The sequence below is a fragment of the Kitasatospora sp. NPDC094028 genome (assembly GCF_049543595.1).
GTDB lineage: Bacteria > Actinomycetota > Actinomycetes > Streptomycetales > Streptomycetaceae > Kitasatospora.
Map to the genome: position 1 here is coordinate 1 of NZ_JBMVFA010000004.1, position 19,433 is coordinate 19,433.

Consider the following 19,433-nt stretch of genomic DNA (forward strand, 5'->3'; position numbering starts at 1 on the left):
GGCCCGGGCCTTGATCACGCCGCCGCCGACGTAGAGCACCGGGCGCTTCGCGGCGACCAGCATCTTCGCGGCCTCGCGGATCTGCTTGGCGTGCGCCTTGGTCACCGGACGGTACCCGGGGACGGTTGCGGGGGCGGGGTGCCGGTACGTCGTCCGGCCCTGCAGGGCGTCCTTGGCGATGTCGACCAGGACCGGGCCGGGGCGGCCGGTGGCGGCGATGTGGAAGGCCTCGGCGATCACCTGCGGGATCTCGTCGGGGTCGGTGACCAGGTAGTTGTGCTTGGTGATCGGCATCGTGATGCCGCAGATGTCCGCCTCCTGGAAGGCGTCCGACCCGATCATGGACGACGGCACCTGGCCGGTGATGGCGACGATCGGCACGGAGTCCATGTACGCGTCGGCGATCGGGGTGACCAGGTTGGTCGCGCCGGGGCCGGAGGTGGCCATGCAGACCCCGACCCGGCCGGTGGCCTGGGCGTAGCCGGTGGCGGCGTGGCCCGCGCCCTGCTCGTGCCGGACCAGGATGTGGCGGACCTTGACGGAGTCCATCAGCGGGTCGTACGCGGGAAGGATGGCCCCGCCCGGGATGCCGAAGACGGTGTCCACGCCGACCTCTTCGAGGGCGCGGATCAACGCCTCGGCCCCGGTCACCCCGGTCGGCGCGGGAACGGCCCCGGCCGCCGGGGCAGCGGCCTCGGCGGCGGGGGCGCCGCTCTCCGGCGGAACGGCCCCGGCCGCCGGGGCGGGCGCGGTGAACGTGCTGAGCTGGGACATGCTGACAACCTCTCGGTTTCGTCGACGAGTTGGTCCCGTGGGGACCGGGAGGTGTCCACGGCCGGGGCCGCCGCGGTGGGCGGCGGCTCGGTCGGCCGTGGACGTCGTGTCGGGAAACCGGGGCAGCAGGGTCTCTCTCCGCGCCGGTCGTCGGTCGTCGCAGGCCGAGGGGTGACTCAGCGCTGGGCGCGACGCCGCACCGTCAGGAAGCGGTGGCCGGAGGGGCGTTGTCCGACCACCGCGGAGGAATCCGCCGGGTCAGCCCTGCCGCGCGGACGCGCGCCGGGTGACCAGCAGGAAGACCAGGGCCAGGGCGCCGATGCCGGAGGCCAGGCCGTACACGGTCGTGGCGCCGGCGCCGAGGGCGGCACCGCCGATGACGCTGCCGAGGCCGATGCCGAGGTAGATGCCGGAGGAGTTGAGCGAGATCACCAGCGGCGCCTCCTGCGGGGCGACCTCGATCAGCCGGTGCTGCTGCGGCGGCGTCTGGGCCCAGCTGCTGCCGCCCCAGAGCATGCACAGCAGGCCGACCAGCGGCTTGACGTCGGCGTCGGTGGAGGCCAGCCAGGCGAGCGAGCCGAGCGCGATCGCCATCACGGTGCAGCTGGCGATCAGCACGTTGGTGGAGCCCCAGCGGTCGGTGGCGTGTCCGGCGGCGAGGTTGCCGATCACCGCGCCGATGCCGTACAGGAAGAGCATCCACAGCACGCCGCTCTCGGGGATCTGGACGGCGTCCAGCATCGGCACGGCGTAGGCGTACGGGACGTAGGTGGCGCACATGCCGAGCACGGTGAGCGGCAGGACGGTGAGGACGGCCGGGCGGCGCAGCACGGCCATGCGGGTGCGCAGCGGCACCCGGGCGGCGCCGGGGAGCGGCGGCATGATCATGCGGAGTATGACCGCGACGAACAGGCAGAGCCCGGCGACGATGCCGAGCGCGGTCCGCCAGCCGAACCAGTGGCTGGCGGCGTTGCCGAGCGGCACGCCGAGCGCGGTGGCGATGGTGAGGCCGCCGATGACCACCGCGAGGGCGCGGGCCCGCAGTTCGGGCCGGACGAGGGAGGCGCTGACGGCTCCGGCGTTGGGGGTGTAGGAGGCGGCGCCGGCGGCGGCGAGGATCCGGCTGATGATCAGCACGGCCATGTTGGGGGCCAGTGCGGAGCCGAGGTTGGCGATGCCGAGGGTGAAGAGCGCGCCGATCAGCAGGGTGCGGCGGGGCAGCCGGGCGAGCAGGGTGGCGAGGACGGGGGAGAGGATCGCGTAGGCGGCGGCGAAGACGGTGATCGACTGGCCGGCGGTGGCCGAGGAGACGTGGAGGTCCTTGGCCATGGACGGCAGGAATCCGGCCACCACGAAGGCGTCGGTACCGACCGCGAAGGTGCCCAGGGCGAGGACGAGGGTCGACGAGAGGCCGCCCTGGGGTGGTGTGCCGGGTTCGGCCGCGGCCTTCCGGTCGGTCGGAACCGAGACACTGGACATCCGGAATCTCCTTGCAGTTCGGTTGGGGGTTACGAGTTGCGGTTCGGTCGGGGGTTACGAGCGGGGGCAGCCGGTCATGCGGGCGTAGTGGCGCCTGGTCCGGGCGGCGGCGCCGCCGGGGGCGGAGGCCATCAGGTCGGCCACCGTCTGCCCGGCGAGTTCGCGGCGCCAGGCCAGTTCGGCCCGGCGCATCGCGGCGGCGATCCCGCAGGGGCTGCGGAACTCCTGTTCGGGGGCTCCGCCGCCTTCGGCGCGCTGGCGGATCTCGGTGCAGCGGAAGGCGTCCTCGGGGCCCTCGATGGCGGTGACCACGTCCATCAGCGTGATCCGCTCCGGCGGCCGGGCCAGCCGGAAGCCGCCCTTGATGCCGGGGGTGGAGCACAGGATGCCGGCCCGGACCAGCGCTTGGAGGCGTTTGGTCAGGTAGGCCGGCGGCAGGTCGAACCAGGCGGCCAGCCGGGCCGTCGGCACCGGTTGCTCGGGGTCGAGCCAGGCCAGCGTGAGGCAGCAGTGGAGGCCCCACTCGACTCCTTCGCCCATCCGCATAACCAGGACGATACACATCCTGGTTCGGTCGCGCAGGTCGGACCGGGGATCGGCCGAAAGTATGTCAAGTCGCGGCTAGACAAGGGCGTTGTGGTTCTGCCGGACCGTCAGGTACAACGGGACGGCGGCGGGCCCTAAGACACGCCCTGGGCTTCCGTGCCGGGCCTGAGGACGACCCGGGTGCCGTGCAGCTCGCCGCGTTCCATGCGCCCGTGGACCTCGGCGGCGGCGCTCAGCGGAAGGGTCTCGACGGCCCGGGGTCGCAGCCGTCCGGCCGCGAGCAGGCGGTTGAGGGTGGCGGCGGCCTCGGCCAGTTCGGCGCCCGTGGCGTGGGAGATCACGAAGCCGGCGATCGAGCAGTCCTTCATGTACAGCGGCCCGACCGGGAGGACCGGCCGCGAACGGGCGCCGGCCAGCAGGACGAGGCGTCCGCGCGGGGCGAGCAGGTCGACGGCGGCGGTCAGGTCGTTCTCGCCGGAGGTGTCGAGGTGGAGGTCGACGCCGCCCGGGCAGGCCCGGGCGAGGTGCTCGGCGAGCTCCGGGTCGCGGTAGTCCAGCGCCTCGGCCGCGCCCAGTGCGCGGCAGTGGTCGAGGTCGCGGGCGGAGGCGGTGGCGACCACCCGGGCCCCGGCGTCGACGGCGAGGGTGACCAGCGCGGAGCCGACGTTTCCGGCGGCGCCGGCCACCAGGACGGTCTCGCCGGCCCGCAGGCGGCCGTGCGTGAACAGTCCGAGGTAGGCGGTCGCGGCCGGGTGGACGACGGCGACGGCCTCCTCGGGGCGGACGCCCGGCGGGAGGTGGTAGAGGCGGTCGGCGGCGACGACGGCCTGTTCGGCGGCGGCGCCCTGGCGGCCGCCGTGGCCCATGCTGTTGGTCCAGACCCGGTCGCCGACGGCGAAGCCCGCGGTGCCCGGCCCGGTCTCGGCGACGGTGCCGACGAGGTCGCGGCCGACCACGAACGGGAACGGGAGGGGGGTGCGGAAGAGGCCGGAGCGGACGAAGGTGTCGACCGGGTTGACGGTGGTGGCGGTGACGTCGACCAGGACGTCGGTCGGGCCCGGCCGGGGGGTGGGCAGGTCGCCGTACCGGATGTTCTCGGGCGGGCCGAGGGTCTCGATGAAGGCTGCTCGCATGATCGGAGAGTCTTCCACCGGGCCGCGCGGGGGTGCGCGGGGGAAGGTGATTGTCCGTCAACTCGCCCGGCCCGGGCGTGTGCGGGTCGGGCCGGCGGTGGTTCCTCCTGTTCAGGCGGCCTGTCCGGTGGTCCCGCCATAGGTCTGGACCGCAGTCGTGTGGCCGGTGCACCTGGGCCGGGTGCGGAACGTCCGCTTACCGTCGAACCATCGGAGGAGACGGCTGCCATGCGGAGGTTGGTCCTGGTGCGCGACTTTGACCTGCACATGATCGATTCGAGAGCGCCAGGGCGCGCGCCGGTGCTCGGCAGCTCCCACGACATCGTCCTCGCCGAGCTGTGTGCCGAGCTGTTCGCCTCGCTGCCCCGGTCGGACCAGCGCCGCAAGGGCGTGGAGTACCTGCGCGGACTGCTGGGCGCGCAGGGCCGCAAGTCGGTGCGCAACATCGCGCGGCTGATCGGCGGTCAGGCCACCGAACAGAACCTGCACCACTTCATCAGCAGCTCCACCTGGGACTGGGACCCGGTCCGCGCGGCGCTGGCGCACTACGTGACGGCCGTCGCTCCGCCGCAGGCGTGGGTGGTGCAGCAGACCGTCATCCCGAAGGCGGGGGAGCACTCGGTGGGCGTGGACCGCCGGTTCATCTCCTCGCTCGGCCAGGTGCTCAACGCCCAGCAGGCGGTGGGTGTCTGGTCGGCCTCCGAGGAGGCGAGCATGCCGGTCAACTGGCGGCTGCACCTGTCCCGGGCGTGGCTGGACGACGTCCCCCGGCGCAGCCAGGCGTCCATTCCGGCGAGCGTGACCACCCGGACCCTGGGCGACTGCGCGGTCGAGGCGGTGCTCGAACTGACCCGGTCCTGGAGCCTGCCCACCCTGCCGGTGGTGATGGACGCGCGCGAGCTGGACGGCATGAAGGCGGTGCGGCGGCTGCGGGCGGCGGGGGTGCCGTTCGTCGTGCGGATCAACAGCACGCTGCCGCTCTGCCCGGCCGAGGGCGGGCCGACCGGGCACGGCGCGGAGGCGCTGCCGGCTCACCGGATCATCGGGGCGTGCCGGGACCGCCGCCGGGTGGTGACCTGGACGGACCACGGGCCGGAGGGCGCGCCGCACACCGCCCTGGTCGGCGCCGTACGGGTCCGGACGGCGCCCGGGGCGGCCCGCACCCTGCGCTCGCCGGGGCGCCCGGGCGGTGCGGACGGCGACCTGCTGCTGCTCGGTGCGGGCACGCCCGGCCGGCGCTGGCCGCAGGAACTGTGGCTGGCCGACGTGCCGGACGTCCCGCCCGCCCAGCTGTTCCGGCTGAGTCTGCTGACCGGCCGGGTCGAGCGGGACTTCCACGAGATCGCCGACCGCACCGGCATCCGCGACTACACCGGCCGCTCCTTCAACGGCTGGCACCGCCACGTCACGCTGGCCTCGGCCGCCCACGTGGTCGCGGCCCTCGCCCACGGTGGCGGCCGCTCCCCGCGCCGGGTCGGCTGAGCCCGGGGCCGTCCTCGGCTCCCCGCCGCGGGACGGCCCCGGCTACCCCGGCTGCGGGCCGTCCTGGGTGAGCAGGTCGCGGACGCGGGAGAGCCGCAGGGCGAGCTGGACTTCGAGCGCCTGGCCCGGGTCCTGCCAGTTCGGGCCGAGCAGTTCGCCGATCCGCTCCAATCGGCGGGCGACGGTGTTCGGGTGGACGTGCAGCTTCTGGGCGGCCCGGGTCGGGCTGCCGCCGGTCTCGAAGTAGGCGTCCAGGGTGCGGCCGAGGTCGGTGAACCGCTGCCGGTCGTAGTCGAGCACCGGGCCGATCACCGAGTCCACGAAGGGGCGGACGTCCCGGTTCCCCGCGAGCAGGACGCCGAGGAAGCCCAGCTCCCCGGGGGAGGCCGAGCAGCCGGTGCTGCCGAGCGCGATCATCGCGTCGAGGCAGCGCAGGGCCTCCCGGTGGCAGTGGAACACCGCGGCGGCGTCCGTGACCGGCCCGGCCCCGGCGACCGTGACGGGTTCGCTGAGCAGCGGGGCGAGTTCGTTCAGGACGGTCCGGGCGGCGGCGCCGGCGTCGGTGCCGGGCAGCAGCAGGACGACGTTGCCGTCGTGGGCGACCCGCAGGCCCTTCAGCCGCGGGGCCAGGGCCATCAGCAGGGCGCAGGCCCGGCCGACCGCGCGGGTGTCGGGGCGGGCGACCACCACGACGTGCGGCGCCGTCAGGTCGACGCCCAACCGGCGGGCGCGTTCCTCCAGTTGCTGCGGCGGGCGCTTGGTGCCGGAGAGCAGGTCCTCCAGCAGCTCGTCGTGGGCGCGGCCCTGGGTGACGGTGGCGTCGCCGGTGCGCAGCAGCTGCACCGCCACGGCCTGGGCGGTGAGTCGCAGCAGGTCGTCGGGGTCGGCCGGGGCGTCCGGTCCGGGCCGGCAGACCAGCGTGCCGAGCACCTCGCCGCCGGCGGTGACCGGGACGGCCCGCAGGCCGTCGGCGGTGTCCACCGGGCGGCCGGCGGCCTGCGCGTCCGCGGCGGCGGAGGCCGTCTCGGGCAGCCGGCCGACGCTGGTCAGGACGGTGCCGTCGGCCGCGTGGATCCGCAGCCCGTCGCCGAGCTGCCGACTCGCGGTCTCGGCGACCCCGTACAGGTCGCTGTCGGTCAGCGCGCGTTCGGTCAACTCGTGCTGCAGGCGGCGCTGTTCGCGCAGGTCGCGGAGGGCGGCGACGGTGCGGTCGTGCTCCTCGCGCAGGTGCCGGGCGGCGGCCGCCGCCTGTTCCAGCTGCTGGGTGCGCAGGACGGCCAGCCCGGCGAGTTCGCCGAGCAGGTTCATCGTGGAGATCTCCTCCGGCGTGAAGTGCCGGACGTTGCGGTCGGCGACGTAGAGCGCGCCGAAGGAGTCCGGGCCGTGGCTCAGCGGGACGGCCATCAGGGCGCGCAGGGCCTCGGCCCGGACCACCTCGTCGATCGCGTGGGTGCGGCGGATCCGCTGGTCGACGAGGTAGTCCGGGGTCCACATCGGGGTCAGGCCGGCGACGGCGGCGTGGCCGAGCCCGGCGCCGTCGGTCAGCCGGAGGCCGACGTTGAGGGCGGAGGTGTGGCCGTCCGAGGCCCGGACGTAGGACTGGCCGTCCTGCTCCCCGGGGAAGCTGACGCAGGCCATGTCGGCGCCGAGGAGCAGCCGGGTGCGGCGGGTGACGACCTTGAGCACCTCGTCGAGGGTGTTCGGGACGAGGAGGTCGCGGGCGGTGTCGAGCAGCGCGGACAGTCCGGCCTCGCGCTGCTGGCGGCCCCGGCGCTGGGCGCAGATGCCGAGTCCGAGCCGGACGGCCTGCTCCAGTACCGCCGTCTCGGCCGGTTCGGCGCCCTCGCGGGCGGCTTCGGCGGGCAGCGACTCGATCCGGGCGGCCGGGGCCTCCGCCACGAGCAGGGTCAGTACGGTCAGTGCGTCGGGCCGCTTCCGGGCCTCCTGTTCGGTCATGTCCCATTCCTGCCTGTGCACCGGGGCGTCCTGTTGGCATGTAGCCGTCGAATAATGTGTTTATCACGTCACTTTGCGTGGATGTCAGGGTGCTTTCACACTTCGGACGGTGGAGGCCACCCACCTGGGCACCCTCCGGTGTGGTGCCCGGCCACCTTCCCGCCGCCCGCGCCGATGGGCCGGGACGGGACCCGGACGGTGCCGGGACCACCGCCGGGGTGTGGCCGGGCCACCGGGAGGCCGACCGCGCCGCCCAGGCGCCCACCCCGTGCCCGCCGGGCCGGGTGGCGCCCCGGGGCCATCTGACGGAGTCTCCCCTCACCTGATGGAGTATCCGCCCACCTGACGGAGTGCGGCGGCCGGCGTTGGCGGGGCGGGAGCCCCCGGCACAGGATCGGGACGGGCCTCCAGGGCTCTTCAGCCGTCCGGCAGCCGGCGGCCGCCGCCGGACAGGGCCCGGCCGCGCGGGCCCGCCGGCCGCCCGCCACGACCAGCGCCATCCGCAGCCTCCACGACGCCCGCCGTGCGCGCCGCCGAGCCGCCGCACCTTCGCCCCGGGAGACACCCATGGTGACCGCCCTGTCCACGCTGCTGTCCCGGCCCGCACTCCATCAGCCGGAGTGGGGCGACCACGAGCAACTGCCCGACGTCAAGGACCGGTTGGCCGGCCTGCCGCCGCTGGTCGGCCCGGCCGACGTGCGGCGGCTGCGCTCCGTGCTGGCCGAGGTCGCGGCGGGGCGGGCCCAGGTGGTGCAGATCGGCGACTGCGCCGAGGACCCGGCGGAGTGCACCGCGGAGGACGTCGCCCGCAAGGCCGGACTGCTGGACGTGCTGGCGGGCATCGTCACGATGGCCACCCACCGCCCGGTGGTCCGGGTCGGCCGGATGGCGGGCCAGTTCGCCAAGCCCCGGTCCAAGGACACCGAGCGGGTCGGCGGCGTCGACATCCCGGTGTTCCGCGGCCACCTGGTCAACAGCCCCGAACCCGACCCGGAGCTGCGCCGGCCCGACCCGCAGCGGCTGCTGCACTGCTACTGGGCGGCGGCCGAGGCGATGGCCCACCTCGGCTGGCCGGACCCGGACCGCCGCTCGCCGCTCAGCGCGCCGGTCTGGACCAGCCACGAGGCGCTGCTGCTCGACTACGAGCTGCCGCTGATCCGGCAGGTCGGCTACACCGAGAGCATGCTGACCTCCACGCACTGGCCGTGGATCGGCGAGCGCACCCGCGACGTGGCCGGCGCGCACGTCGCGATGCTCGCCTCGGTGGCCAACCCGGTCGCGTGCAAGGTCGGCCCCGGCATGACGCCCGAGGAGCTGCTGGCGCTGTGCGAGCGGCTCGACCCGCGCCGCGAACCGGGCCGGCTGACCCTGATCGCCCGGATGGGCGCCGAGGTGGTCGCCGACCGGCTGCCCCCGCTGGTCCGGGCCGCCCGGCTGGCCGGACACCCCGTCATCTGGCTCACCGACCCGATGCACGGCAACACCGTGACCGCGCCCGGCGGGCTGAAGACCCGGTTCGTGGAGACCGTCGTGCGGGAGGTCCGGGCCTTCCGCCACGCCGTCCGCTCCGCGGGCGGCGTGGCCGGCGGCCTGCACCTGGAGACCACGCCCGACGACGTCACCGAGTGCGCCCACGACGCCTCCGGGGCGGCGCAGGTGGGCGACAAGTACACCAGCTTCTGCGACCCCCGGCTCAACCCCGGCCAGGCCATCACCGTGGTCTCCGCCTGGGAGGACTGAACAGCGGCTGGAACACCACCACACCGACAACGACGGGCCGGCCGCGCGCCGGCCCCGAGGGAGGTCCGGCAGTGACGAACACGATCGCCCTGGTCACCGGGGCAGCAGGCGGCATCGGCGCGGCCGTGGTCCGCGCCCTGGCCGAACAGGGCACCACCGTGGCGGCGCTGGACCGCGACGAGGAGGGCCTGCGCGCGATGGCCGACGCCCTCGCCGCGGACGGCCTGCGGGCCGAGGCGTACCCGGTGGACGTCAGCGACCACCGGGCCGTCGAGCAGGCCGTCGACCGGGTGGAGCGCGAACTCGGCCCGGTCGACCAACTGGTCAACGCCGCCGGGATCCTGCGGCTGGGCGAGGTCCGCGACTTCAGCGTCGAGGACTGGACGGCCACCTTCGCGGTCAACGTCAACGGCGTCTTCCACGTCTCCCGGGCGGTGGTCGACCGGATGATCCCGCGCCGGCGCGGCGCCGTCGTCACCGTCGCCTCCAACGCCGCCAGCACCCCGCGCACCGAGATGGCCGCCTACGCCGCCTCCAAGGCCGCCGCGACGATGTTCACCAAGAGCCTCGGCCTGGAGGTCGCCAGGTACGGCATCCGCTGCAACCTGGTCGCCCCCGGCTCCACCGACACCCCGATGCTCAGCTCGATGTGGCACGACGAGACCGGCCCCCGCAACACCCTGCAGGGCCGCCCGGACGCCTTCCGGGTCGGCATCCCGCTCAACAAGCTGGCCCGCCCCGCCGACATCGCCGCCGCCGTGCTCTTCCTGCTCTCCGACGCGGCCGGCCACATCACCCTGCACGACCTCACCGTCGACGGCGGCGCCAGCCTCGGCGCTTAGGGCGTGTCTTGCGGGTCCTTGCCGGGTCCGCCAAAACCCACAAGACACGCCCTGAGCCCTGCCGTCAGCCCGTCAGCCCGTCAGCCCGTCCGCCCGTCCGCCCGTCAGTCCGGCCGCTGTGGCCGACCCCCACCGGCCGCAGCGGCCCCAACTCCCCCCTTCCCCAGGAGAGTCCATCCCCATGGCAGGCATTCCGCCCATCGCGCCGTACCCGATGCCGACCGCCGGCGAACTGCCCGACAACACCGTGTCGTGGACCGTCCGCCCGGACCGTGCGGTGCTGCTCGTGCACGATATGCAGCGCTACTTCCTGCGCCCCTTCCCGGCGGACGCCTCGCCCGGCGGGGAACTGCTGCGCAACGCCGCGCTGCTGCGCCGCCGGGCCGCCGAACTCGGCGTGCCCGTCGCGTACACCGCCCAGCCCGGCGGCATGACCCCCGAACAGCGCGGCCTGCTGCGGGACTTCTGGGGCCCCGGCATGCGGGTGGACCCGGCCGACCGCGAGGTGGTCGAGCCGCTCGCCCCGCAACCGGGGGACTGGCTGCTCACCAAGTGGCGCTACAGCGCCTTCTTCCGCTCCGACCTGCTCCAGCGGATGCGCGAACAGGGCCGCGACCAGCTGGTCCTGTGCGGGGTGTACGCGCACGTCGGCGTGCTGATGACGGCCGTCGACGCGTTCACCAATGACATCCAGCCGTTCCTGGTCGCCGACGCCGTCGCGGACTTCTCCGCCGCCGACCACCGGCTCGCCCTGGAGTACGCCGCCGCGCGCTGCGCGAAGCTGACCACCGCCGAGGAGACCTTCGCATGACCGACCGCACCACCGACCGGACGACCGGGGCGCTGCTGGGCCGGGTGCTGGTCGAGCACCCGCCCGCCTTCGCCCTGCTGCACCGGCCGGAGACCACCGGCCCCGGCAGGCTCGACGTCCTGTTCGGCGAGGTCGCCGCCGCGCGCACGCTGGCCGAGGTCCCGCTGACGGAGGCCGCCGGCGGCCCGGGCCCGGAGGTGCTGCTGCTGGTCCCGTACCGGCAGATCGCCGAGCGCGGCTTCGAGGCCCCGGACGACGGCGCCCCGCTGCTCGCCATGACGGTCGCGGAGCACGCCGTCGTCGCCCTGGACGAGGCGCTGGCGCTGATCCCGGACCGGCCCACCGAGCTGACCGGCGCCCGCTTCGACCTGGACGACGAGGAGTACGCCGGGATCGTCCGGCGGGTCGTCGCCGAGGAGATCGGCCGCGGCGAGGGCGCCAACTTCGTCCTCCGCCGCTCCTTCCTGGCCGAGATCACCGACTACACCGTGCCCGCCGCGCTGGCCTTCTTCCGCCGGCTCGCCGAGCGGGAGGCGGGCGCCTACTGGACCTTCGTGGTGCACACCGGGGAGCGGACCTTCGTCGGCGCGAGCCCGGAGCGGCACCTGAGCCTCGTCGACGGCGTCGCCGTGATGAACCCGATCAGCGGCACCTACCGCTACCCGGCCTCCGGCCCCACCCTGACCGGCGTGATGGACTTCCTCGCCGACCGCAAGGAGACCGACGAGCTCTACATGGTCGTCGACGAGGAGCTCAAGATGATGGCCCGGATCTGCCCGGGCGGCGGCCGGGTGGTCGGCCCCTACCTCAAGGAGATGGCCCGGCTCGCGCACACCGAGTACCTGATCGAGGGCCGCACCGACCGCGACCCGCGCGAGATCCTGCGCGAGACGCTGTTCGCCCCCACGGTCACCGGCAGCCCGCTGGAGAGCGCCGCCCGGGTCATCCGCCGCTACGAGCCCGCCGGGCGCGGCTACTACAGCGGCGTGGCGGCGCTGATCGGACGGGACGGGCGCGGCGGCCGCACGATGGACTCGGCGATCCTGATCCGCACCGCCGACATCGACGCCGCCGGCCGGATCCGGATCGGCGTCGGCGCCACCCTGGTGCGCCACTCCGACCCGGCCTCCGAGGTCGCCGAGACCAGGGCCAAGGCGGCCGGCCTGCTCGCCGCGCTGGAGGGTGGCGGCCGGCCCGGATTCGCCGACCACCCGCAGGTCCGGGCCGCCCTGGCGGGCCGCAACGCCGGCATCGCGGACTTCTGGCTGGCGGACGGCCCGGACAGCCCGGACGGCCGGGAGCCGGCCGAACTCGCCGGGCGCCGGGTGCTGGTGGTCGACGCCGAGGACACCTTCACCGCCATGATCGGCCACCAACTGCGCTCGCTCGGCCTGGAGGTGACGATCTGCCGGTTCGACGAGCCGTACGCCTTCGAGGGCTTCGACCTGGTCGTGATGGGCCCCGGGCCCGGCGACCCGCAACGGGCCGACCACCCCAAGATCGCCCATCTGCGCAGCGCGGTGGCCGAGTTGCTGGCCCGGCGCCTGCCGTTCGTCGCGGTCTGCCTGAGCCACCAGGTGCTGTCCACCCTGCTCGGCCTGCCGCTGCGCCGCCGGGACGTCCCCAACCAGGGCGTGCAGCGCGAGATCGACCTGTTCGGCGCCCGGGAGCGGGTCGGCTTCTACAACACCTTCGCCGCGACCAGCCCGCGGGACACCGTCGAGGTGGCCGGGGTCGGCACCGTCGAGGCCAGCCGCGACCGGCGGACCGGCGAGGTGCACGCCCTGCGCGGCCCGCACTTCGCGTCGATGCAGTTCCACGCCGAGTCGGTGCTCACCCAGGACGGGCCGCGGATCACCGGCGGCCTGATCGCCGACGTCCTGCGGGCGGCGGCCGTCCCGCTGGCGCGGTAGCTCCCCGTCCGACGGCAGGAAGGCGTGGACCCCGCCCGGGGCCCACGCCTTCGTTCGCCGGACGGGCTCACGCCCCCTCGGCCGCCAGCTCCCGCGCCAGTTCCAGCCGCTTCACCTTGGTGGTGGCGGTGTGCGGCAGCTCGTCCAGCCGGCGCTGCACCGGCGGCGCGAGCGCGGGCAGGCCGACCACCGCGCGGTTCCAGCGGTCGACGTCGAGCGGCCGGTCGTCCCGGGTGCAGACCACCGGGATCGGCGCCCGCTCCCCGCCCGGGACGATGATCACCTCCAGCAGCTCGGGCAGCCGGGTGAACAGCTTGTCCTCCAGGTCGAGGGTGCTGTTGATGCCCGGGATCTCGTCGACCTCGCGGTCCAGCAGGTGCAGGCAGCCCCACCTGGTCCGGTAGCCGAGGTCGCCCATCCGCCACCAGCCGTCCGGCGAGAACTGGGCGTCGAAGCGCTCCTGTTCGCCGTGGTAGCCGATGATCTGCCCGCCGGTGCGCACCTCGATCCGCCCGGGGGAGTCCTTGGTCACCGGCCGGCCGTCCCGGCTGACCACCCGGACCTCGGTCATCCCGGGGAAGTTGCGGCCGACGCAGCGGCCCTCGGCGTTGGTGTTCCGGTACCGGGTGTAGGTGCGGGCGGCGATGGCGCCGGTCTCGCTCTGCCCGTACGTCTGGGCGAAGAACGGCAGGCTGCGCCGGGAGGCGCCCAGCAGGGTGTCGACGGTGCGGGGGTGGATGGCGTCGAAGGTGTTGCTGAAGCAGCGCACCTTGGCCAGCGGCTGCGCCGGGTGGTCGGCCAGGACCTCCCAGCCGAGCAGCGTGTTGGGGTGGGACTCGATCACGCCGGGCGGGATCCGGGCGAACAGCTCGGCGGCGTGCTCCGGTTCGTCGTCGCGCATGATGATCATCGGGTGGCCGCGCAGCGCGAACAGCGCGGCGCCGCTGATCATCCGGGAGTGGACGAAGGAGACGTGCACGGCGATCGGCTCGTGCCGCCCGACCGGGGCGAGCAACACCGACTGCGGGCGGCAGCGGGCCTGGATGGTGATGCCGGTCTGGACGGTGAGCTTGGGCAGCCCGGTGGTGCCCGAGGTGTGGGTGATCAGCGCGGGCTGGTCCTGCGGCATGGTCACCGGCCTGACCCGCTCGGCCCCGGCCAGCGCGGCGAGCGAGGTGGCGCCCGGGAACTCGCCGGTGGCCGTCAGGACCCGCTCGGCCAGCTCGAAGACCTCGCCCGGGAGGTCCTTCTCCAGCTTCGCCGCGTCGGTGAGCAGCGTCGGCCGCGACAGCCGCCCCAGCAGCCGGGCGACGGTGGTGCCGTCCAGCTTCGGGGAGAGCAGCACCGGCACCCCGCCGACCCGGGCGACGCTGTACGCGAGCAGCGAGATGTCGAAGCCGTCCGCCTTGTGGATCACCACCCGCTCGCCCGGTCGGACGTCGGCCGCCCACAGCCGGGCGGCGAAGTCGTCGACCAGGTCGGCGATCTCGGTCAGGGTGATCCGCCGGCCCAGTGCGGGGGCGATGTCGAGGTCGTGGTCGAGGTAGACCGGGTTCGCCGGGTGGCGGGCGGCCGCGCGGTCGAAGACCGTGCCCAGCCGGATGCCACGGTTGCCGACGCGTTGCAGGAACATGCTTTCTCTTCCTCTTCGATCGGTCAGGTTTCGCTGGGGTGCGGGCTGATGCGCAGGGCCCGGTCGACGAGGGGGCCGGCCGCCCCGGTGTAGGCGGTCGGGTCGCACAGCCCGGTCAGCTCGGCCTCGCTGAACACGCCCTTGAGGGCGGGGAGTTCGGCGAGCACCAGGGCCAGCGGCCGGCCGCTGCGGTCGGCCTCGCCGGAGGCCTCGGTGAGCAGGTGCTTCGCCGCCGCCTTGCCGAGCCGGGGCGCCAGGACGGCCGCGATCCGCTCCGAGACGATCTGACTGCCCGTCAGATCGAGGTTGCTGCGCATCCGTTCGGGCCGGACCTCCAGGCCCTCGGCGAGCTCCACCGCGGTGTGCGCGGCGCCGCCGGTGAGCCGCAGTGCCTCGCGCAGCAGCTGCCACTCGGCGTGCCACGTGCCGGCCGAGCGCTCGTCCTCGGCGAGCAGGCACTGGGTGAGGCCGGTGGCGATCACCGGCACCTGCAGCGCGGCGCTGCGGATCAGGGTGGCCAGCACCGGGTTGCGCTTGTGCGGCATCGCGGAGGAGCTGCCGCGCCCGGCCGCGGTGGGCTCGGCGACCTCGCCGACCTCCGTCCGGGTCAGCGACTGCACGTCGACGGCGATCTTGCCGAGGGCGCCGGCCGTGAAGGCCAGCGCGCCGGCCAGGTCGGCGATCGGGGTGCGCAGCGCGTGCCAGGGCAGCACCGGGCGGGCCAGCCCGGTCTCGGCGGCGAAGGCGGCGACCAGCCGGTCCGGGTACCCGTCCGGGTCCGCCGCGGTCCCGGCCCCGCCGCCGTCGATCCGGGCGTACTCCAGGTAGCCGGCCAGGGTGCCGGCGGCGCCGCCGAGCGAGACCGGGAGCTGCCCGGCGACGGCGCCGAGCCGCCGCTCGGCGTCCAGCACCAGCTGCCGCCAGCCGGCCGCCTTGAGGCCGAAGGTGGTCGGGACGGCCTGCAGGGCGAGGGTGCGGCCCGCGATGGCGGTGTCCCGGTGGCGTTCGGCCAGGACGGCCAGGGCCCGGGCGGTCCGGGCGAGGTCGGTGCGCACGATCCGCAGCGCCCGGGCGGACACCAGCATCGCGCCGGTGTCCAGGACGTCCTGGCTGGTGGAGCCACGGTGGACGTACTCGGCGGCGGCCCGGTCCTCGGCCGCCACCACCCGGGTGAGGGCCCGGACCAGCCCGACCACCGGGTTGGCGGTCTCCCGGGCTTCGAGGGCGAGCGCCCGCAGGTCCAGCCGGTCGGCCCGGGCCAGCCGGGTGATGGTGTCGGCGGCGGCCCGGGGCAGGGTGCCCAGGGCGGCCTGGGCCCGGGCGAGGGCCGCCTCGGCGTCCAGCATGGCCTGCAGCCAGGCCCGGTCGCACACGGCGGCCTCGACCGGGGTCCCGGCCCGGACGGGGGAGAGCAGGCCGCCGTCGGTGAGCTCGTCGGCGGTGTCGCGCGGGTCTGTCATACGAGCACTCCGGTCAGGTCGGTCACGTCCGCGCCCGGCCGGACGGCGGCGGGCACCTCGGCGGCGGGCGGCAGGGCGAGAACCGAGCGGGCGATCGCGTCCGAGTCGCCGAGGGTCACCGAGTCCACGCCGGGCCGGATCCCGGCGGCCGTCACCCAGTGCACGGACTCGGTGGGCACCCCGTAGGCGTAGCGCCGCGGGTGCGCGCGGCCGCGGGTGTCCAGCAGCCGGTACGGCCGCTCGGTGACGGCGAGTCCGCCGGTCTCGTAGCTGCTGCCGTCCTGGGCCGGGATCCGGTACGCGGCGACCTGCTCGGTGCTCAGCAGGTGCTGGAGCAGCGGGTCGGTGGTGCGGCGGAGGTCGGGTTCGGGCAGCCGCGCCTCGATCAGGACGGTGGCCCGCACGGGCGGCCGCGGCACCTTGGTCGAGCTGAGCACGTAGCAGGGCGTGCCGGTGTCGATCCGGATCTCGGTGCCCGGGCCGGTGAGGTCGACGACGCCGGCCTCGATCAGGGCGATCAGCTCCTCGATCCGGGAGACCGGCGGGCCGATCGACAGGAAGGCGTTGAGCGGGGTGTACCAGCCCTCCAGCTCGTCGCGGTGCGAGGTGCCCTCCAGCCCGCCGTGGTCGACGGCCTGCCGGATCTCGTTGCGCAGGTCGCGCAGCACGTCCAGGGCGGCCTTGAGCGGGCCGCTGAGGTTCCCGGCCCGGGCCGCCTCGACGTCCTGGGCGAGGTAGTCGAGCAGCCAGTCGCGGAAGTCCTCCGGGCCGGTGAACTCCCGGTCCCCGGACGGGCGGAAGAGCCGCTCCCAGTCCCAGCGGTCGGCCTCGGTGATGCCGTACTCCTCGCACAGGAACGCGAAGCCGTCGCCGCGCGCGACCGTCAGGTACCGCTGGACGAAGTCCTCCCGCTCGGCGCCGCGGCCGCGGGCGTCCAGCAGCGTGCCGTAGTAGACGCTCTCCACCTCGCGGGAGATCAGCGGCCACAGGTCGGTGCGGAAGTGCACCGGCTCGCCGGCCGCGGACCGCCGGCGCAGCCCGGCGATGTACTCGGCGGTGAGCAGCCGCGGGTAGTAACGGCCGTACGCGCCCTTCTCGTTCTCGCCGCGGGCGTGGTACGGGATGCCGCGCCGCGACCAGGCGAACAGCTTCGGTTCCCGGCCGGAGGGCCGGTACACCAGCCGCTCGCCGACGCGCTCGAAGGAGCCGCCGCGGCCGATCGTGAAGAGCGCCATGTGGTCGAAGAAGTTGAGCCCGAGGCCGCGCAGCAGCACGTTCTGCCCCGGCTGGATGCCGGTCAGGTCGAGGTCGGCGGGGTTGGCCGGGGTGAAGTAGGTGAGGTGGTGGATCCGGGCGAGGCTGGCCGTCCGCTCCTCGTGCGGGGTCGGCCGGGCGGCGACGTGGCCCTGGGCGAGCACGATGGCGTCCAGCTCGTTGAGCCGGCTGCCGTTCTCCAGGCGGATGCCCTGCGGGCCGCCGGGGACGCCGTGGGTGTCCGCCATGGCGACCGCCCGCGAGCGGTGCACCAGGACGGTGACGTGCCCGGGCGCGCCGTCGATCACCCGGCGGAAGCTGGCGTTCAGGTAGCGCCCGTAGAAGGCCCGGCTGGGGTAGGTGTTCGGACCGAGCGTGCGGGCCTCGGCGAGGCAGGCCTCGTCCTGCCCGGAGGCGGCGCCCGCGGCGGCGATCTCGGTGGCCCAGCCGTACAGGCTCGGGCCGGGCTCGATCGGCCCGTCGATCCGCGAGCTGTCGTCGGTGTACACGGTGATCTGCGAGGCGACGGTGTTCATCAGCAGGTGCTGCGACTGGTCCTGGCGCCAGACGGCGCCGGCGCCGGGCGCGGCCGGGTCGACCACGTGCACGGTGACGGCCTCGTGCGAGGGCTGCGCGCGTTCGTTGGCGCAGAGCCGCTCCAGTACGGACAGGCCGCGCGGGCCCGCTCCGACGATGCAGACCTCCAGGCCCGCCTGCTTCCTCCCGGTCATGGCTGTCCGCCCTCCGTGTCCGATCCGTCGTGCGCTGCGTGGTTGTGGTGCGCGTGGTCCACCGGAGCCCCGGCGAGCAGCAGCCGGGCCAGCTCCAGGCGCTTGATCTTGGTGGTGGAGGTCTTCGGCAGGTCGACCAGTCGCCGGTGGACCGGCTCGGCCATCGGCGGCAGCGTGGCGGTGGCCCGCCGCCAGGCGGCCAGGTCCAGCGGGGCGTCGTCCTTGGTGCACACGACCGGTACCACCTGGCCGTCCGCGCCGGGGATGATGATGACCTCGGCGAGGCCGGGCAGCCGGCCGAACAGGGTGTCCTCGACGGCCAGGGTGCTGCCGAAGCCCTCGATCAGGTCGACCTCGCGGTCCAGCAGGTGCACGCAGCCCCATCTGGTGCGGTAGCCGACGTCGCCCATCCGCCACCAGCCGTCCGCCGACACCTGGGCGTCGTAGCGCTCCTGCTCGCCGAGGTAGGTGACGATGCGCCCGTCGCTGCGCACCTCGATGTCGCCGGGGTTCTGCGGGGACGGCGGCCGGCCGTTGCGGCTGACCACCCGCACGTCGGTCATCCCGGGGAAGGGCATGCCGACGCAGCGGCCGTCGTCGTCCAGCGTGCGGCGGCGGCTGAAGCCCCGGACGATCGCCGGGCCGACCTCGCTCTGCCCGTACAGCTGGCCGAAGACCGGCGCCCGGCGCTTGGTGGCGCGCAGCAGCCGGTGCACGGTGCGCGGGTGGATCGCGTCGAAGGTGCTGCTGAACAGCTTGACGTTGGACAGCGGCCCGCGCGGGTCCTCGGCCAGCTCCTCCCATTCCATGAAGGAGTTGGGGTGGGCCTCCAGGATGCCGGGCTTCAGCCGGGCGAACAGGTCGCCGATCTCCTTCGGGTCCGATCCGCGCAGCAGCACCAGCGGGAAGCCGCGGTACAGCGAGATCGCCAGGGCGGTGATCAGCCGGGAGTGGACGAAGGAGACGTGGATCGCGATGGTCTCCCGGCCCCGGATCAGCGGGGCGACCACGGAGGCCTGCGGGCGGTAGCGGGCCTGCAGGCTGAACCCGGTGTGCACGGCCAGCTTGGGGGTGCCGGTGGTGCCCGAGGTGTGGGTGATCAGCGTCGGGTGGTCGGCCGGCATGACGACCGGTGCCACCCGATCGACCCCGGCCGGCGAGCGCAGTTCGACCGCGCCGCGGTAGGAGCCGGAGGTCAGCACCACCTGGTGGGCGAGCTCGAAGACCGTCCCGGGCAGGACGTTCTCCAGCTTCTCCTGGTCGGTGACCAGGTACGGCCGGTCGGTCCGGCGGACGAGCTCGGCGACGGTGGCGCCGTCCAGCTGCGGGGAGAGCAGGACGGGCACGGCGCCGATCCGCGCCGCCGCGCAGGCGAGCAGGGTGATGTCGAAGCCGTCGGCCTTGTACACCACCACCCGCCGGGCCGGCCGGACGCCCGCCGCCCAGAGCCGGGAGGCCAGGTCGTCCACCAGGTCCGCCACCTCGGCGACGGTCGCCCGGCGGCCCAACTCCGGTGCGACGTCGAGGTCGTGGTCGAGGATGAGGACGTTCGCGCCGTGTCTGGCCGCGGCGCGTTCGAACAGCATGCCGAGGTGGATCCCCCGGTTTCCGATACGTTGCAGAAGCACCTGTCCGCCTCCAGGACCGCGGCAATCCGCCGACGGCGCTCGACGTGAATG

14 protein-coding genes are annotated in these 19,433 nt (G+C 74.7%); 5 read left to right on the forward strand and 9 right to left on the reverse strand.

Annotated elements, in window-relative coordinates:
- From ACPC54_RS08050 to ACPC54_RS08065, 4 genes are all read right to left on the reverse strand, one after another.
- The coding region (locus tag ACPC54_RS08050; RefSeq protein ID WP_498962474.1) for a thiamine pyrophosphate-binding protein at nt 1-774 on the reverse strand (774 nt) is incomplete at its 3' end.
- Nucleotides 775-1,032: 258 nt separating this feature from the next.
- The gene (locus tag ACPC54_RS08055; protein ID WP_498962476.1) at nt 1,033-2,253 is read right to left on the reverse strand and encodes an MFS transporter; all 1,221 of its coding nucleotides are present in this window, start codon (nt 2,251-2,253) and stop codon (nt 1,033-1,035) included.
- A 54-nt stretch (nt 2,254-2,307) separates the two neighbouring features.
- Nucleotides 2,308-2,799: an RrF2 family transcriptional regulator gene (locus ACPC54_RS08060; RefSeq protein WP_498962478.1), complete on the reverse strand. Its 492-nt coding sequence runs from the start codon at nt 2,797-2,799 to the stop codon at nt 2,308-2,310.
- A 134-nt stretch (nt 2,800-2,933) separates the two neighbouring features.
- Complete coding sequence (locus ACPC54_RS08065) at nt 2,934-3,932, reverse strand: NADPH:quinone reductase (RefSeq protein ID WP_498962480.1); 999 nt, start codon at nt 3,930-3,932, stop codon at nt 2,934-2,936.
- A gap of 228 nt (nt 3,933-4,160) precedes the next feature.
- Between ACPC54_RS08065 and ACPC54_RS08070 the strand changes: the two genes are divergently transcribed.
- A complete protein-coding gene (locus ACPC54_RS08070) occupies nt 4,161-5,414 on the forward strand; it encodes an IS701 family transposase (RefSeq protein ID WP_498962482.1) in 1,254 nt (417 codons plus the stop codon).
- A gap of 42 nt (nt 5,415-5,456) precedes the next feature.
- On the opposite strand, the gene ACPC54_RS08075 is transcribed toward ACPC54_RS08070, so the two are convergent.
- Complete coding sequence (locus ACPC54_RS08075) at nt 5,457-7,370, reverse strand: helix-turn-helix domain-containing protein (RefSeq protein WP_498962484.1); 1,914 nt, start codon at nt 7,368-7,370, stop codon at nt 5,457-5,459.
- Nucleotides 7,371-7,937: 567 nt separating this feature from the next.
- On the opposite strand from ACPC54_RS08075, the gene ACPC54_RS08080 reads away from it, so the two are divergent.
- From ACPC54_RS08080 to ACPC54_RS08095, 4 genes are all read left to right on the forward strand, one after another.
- Nucleotides 7,938-9,110, forward strand: a complete 1,173-nt coding sequence (locus ACPC54_RS08080; RefSeq protein ID WP_498962486.1) for a 3-deoxy-7-phosphoheptulonate synthase — start codon at nt 7,938-7,940, stop codon at nt 9,108-9,110.
- A 71-nt stretch (nt 9,111-9,181) separates the two neighbouring features.
- Nucleotides 9,182-9,952: a 2,3-dihydro-2,3-dihydroxybenzoate dehydrogenase gene (locus ACPC54_RS08085; RefSeq protein ID WP_498962488.1), complete on the forward strand. Its 771-nt coding sequence runs from the start codon at nt 9,182-9,184 to the stop codon at nt 9,950-9,952.
- A 181-nt stretch (nt 9,953-10,133) separates the two neighbouring features.
- The gene (locus ACPC54_RS08090) at nt 10,134-10,763 is read left to right on the forward strand and encodes an isochorismatase family protein (protein ID WP_498962490.1); all 630 of its coding nucleotides are present in this window, start codon (nt 10,134-10,136) and stop codon (nt 10,761-10,763) included.
- Nucleotides 10,760-12,676 carry an anthranilate synthase family protein gene (locus ACPC54_RS08095; protein ID WP_498962492.1) on the forward strand — a complete coding sequence of 639 codons (1,917 nt, stop codon included), beginning with the start codon at nt 10,760-10,762 and terminating at the stop codon, nt 12,674-12,676. Before ACPC54_RS08090 ends, ACPC54_RS08095 begins: the two co-directional genes overlap by 4 nt.
- A gap of 67 nt (nt 12,677-12,743) precedes the next feature.
- On the opposite strand, the gene ACPC54_RS08100 is transcribed toward ACPC54_RS08095, so the two are convergent.
- Genes ACPC54_RS08100 through ACPC54_RS08115 form a run of 4 tightly spaced genes read right to left on the reverse strand, consistent with a single transcriptional unit; the run spans nt 12,744 to nt 19,340 of the window.
- Nucleotides 12,744-14,309, reverse strand: coding sequence for a class I adenylate-forming enzyme family protein (locus ACPC54_RS08100; protein ID WP_498962494.1), 1,566 nt, complete (start codon nt 14,307-14,309; stop codon nt 12,744-12,746).
- Between the two features lie 23 nt (nt 14,310-14,332).
- A complete protein-coding gene (locus ACPC54_RS08105; protein WP_498962496.1) occupies nt 14,333-15,769 on the reverse strand; it encodes a nitrosuccinate lyase in 1,437 nt (478 codons plus the stop codon).
- Entirely contained in the window at nt 15,766-17,754 is a 1,989-nt protein-coding gene (locus tag ACPC54_RS08110; protein WP_498962498.1) for an FAD/NAD(P)-binding protein, read from the reverse strand. The genes ACPC54_RS08105 and ACPC54_RS08110 overlap by 4 nt, the downstream gene beginning before the upstream one ends.
- The gene (locus ACPC54_RS08115) at nt 17,751-19,340 is read right to left on the reverse strand and encodes a class I adenylate-forming enzyme family protein (RefSeq protein ID WP_498962500.1); all 1,590 of its coding nucleotides are present in this window, start codon (nt 19,338-19,340) and stop codon (nt 17,751-17,753) included. The genes ACPC54_RS08110 and ACPC54_RS08115 overlap by 4 nt, the downstream gene beginning before the upstream one ends.
- Nucleotides 19,341-19,433 lie beyond the last annotated feature (93 nt).

Excerpts from the sequence above, each read along its gene's own strand:
- ACPC54_RS08055 (WP_498962476.1), bottom strand. The coding sequence starts at position 2,253 with ATGTCCAGTGTCTCGGTTCCGACCGACCGGAAGGCCGCGGCCGAACCC.
- ACPC54_RS08060 (WP_498962478.1), bottom strand. The coding sequence starts at position 2,799 with ATGCGGATGGGCGAAGGAGTCGAGTGGGGCCTCCACTGCTGCCTCACG.
- ACPC54_RS08065 (WP_498962480.1), bottom strand. The coding sequence starts at position 3,932 with ATGCGAGCAGCCTTCATCGAGACCCTCGGCCCGCCCGAGAACATCCGG.
- ACPC54_RS08070 (WP_498962482.1), top strand. The coding sequence starts at position 4,161 with ATGCGGAGGTTGGTCCTGGTGCGCGACTTTGACCTGCACATGATCGAT.
- ACPC54_RS08075 (WP_498962484.1), bottom strand. The coding sequence starts at position 7,370 with ATGACCGAACAGGAGGCCCGGAAGCGGCCCGACGCACTGACCGTACTG.
- ACPC54_RS08080 (WP_498962486.1), top strand. The coding sequence starts at position 7,938 with ATGGTGACCGCCCTGTCCACGCTGCTGTCCCGGCCCGCACTCCATCAG.
- ACPC54_RS08090 (WP_498962490.1), top strand. The coding sequence starts at position 10,134 with ATGGCAGGCATTCCGCCCATCGCGCCGTACCCGATGCCGACCGCCGGC.
- ACPC54_RS08095 (WP_498962492.1), top strand. The coding sequence starts at position 10,760 with ATGACCGACCGCACCACCGACCGGACGACCGGGGCGCTGCTGGGCCGG.
- ACPC54_RS08100 (WP_498962494.1), bottom strand. The coding sequence starts at position 14,309 with ATGTTCCTGCAACGCGTCGGCAACCGTGGCATCCGGCTGGGCACGGTC.
- ACPC54_RS08105 (WP_498962496.1), bottom strand. The coding sequence starts at position 15,769 with ATGACAGACCCGCGCGACACCGCCGACGAGCTCACCGACGGCGGCCTG.
- ACPC54_RS08110 (WP_498962498.1), bottom strand. The coding sequence starts at position 17,754 with ATGACCGGGAGGAAGCAGGCGGGCCTGGAGGTCTGCATCGTCGGAGCG.
- ACPC54_RS08115 (WP_498962500.1), bottom strand. The coding sequence starts at position 19,340 with ATGCTGTTCGAACGCGCCGCGGCCAGACACGGCGCGAACGTCCTCATC.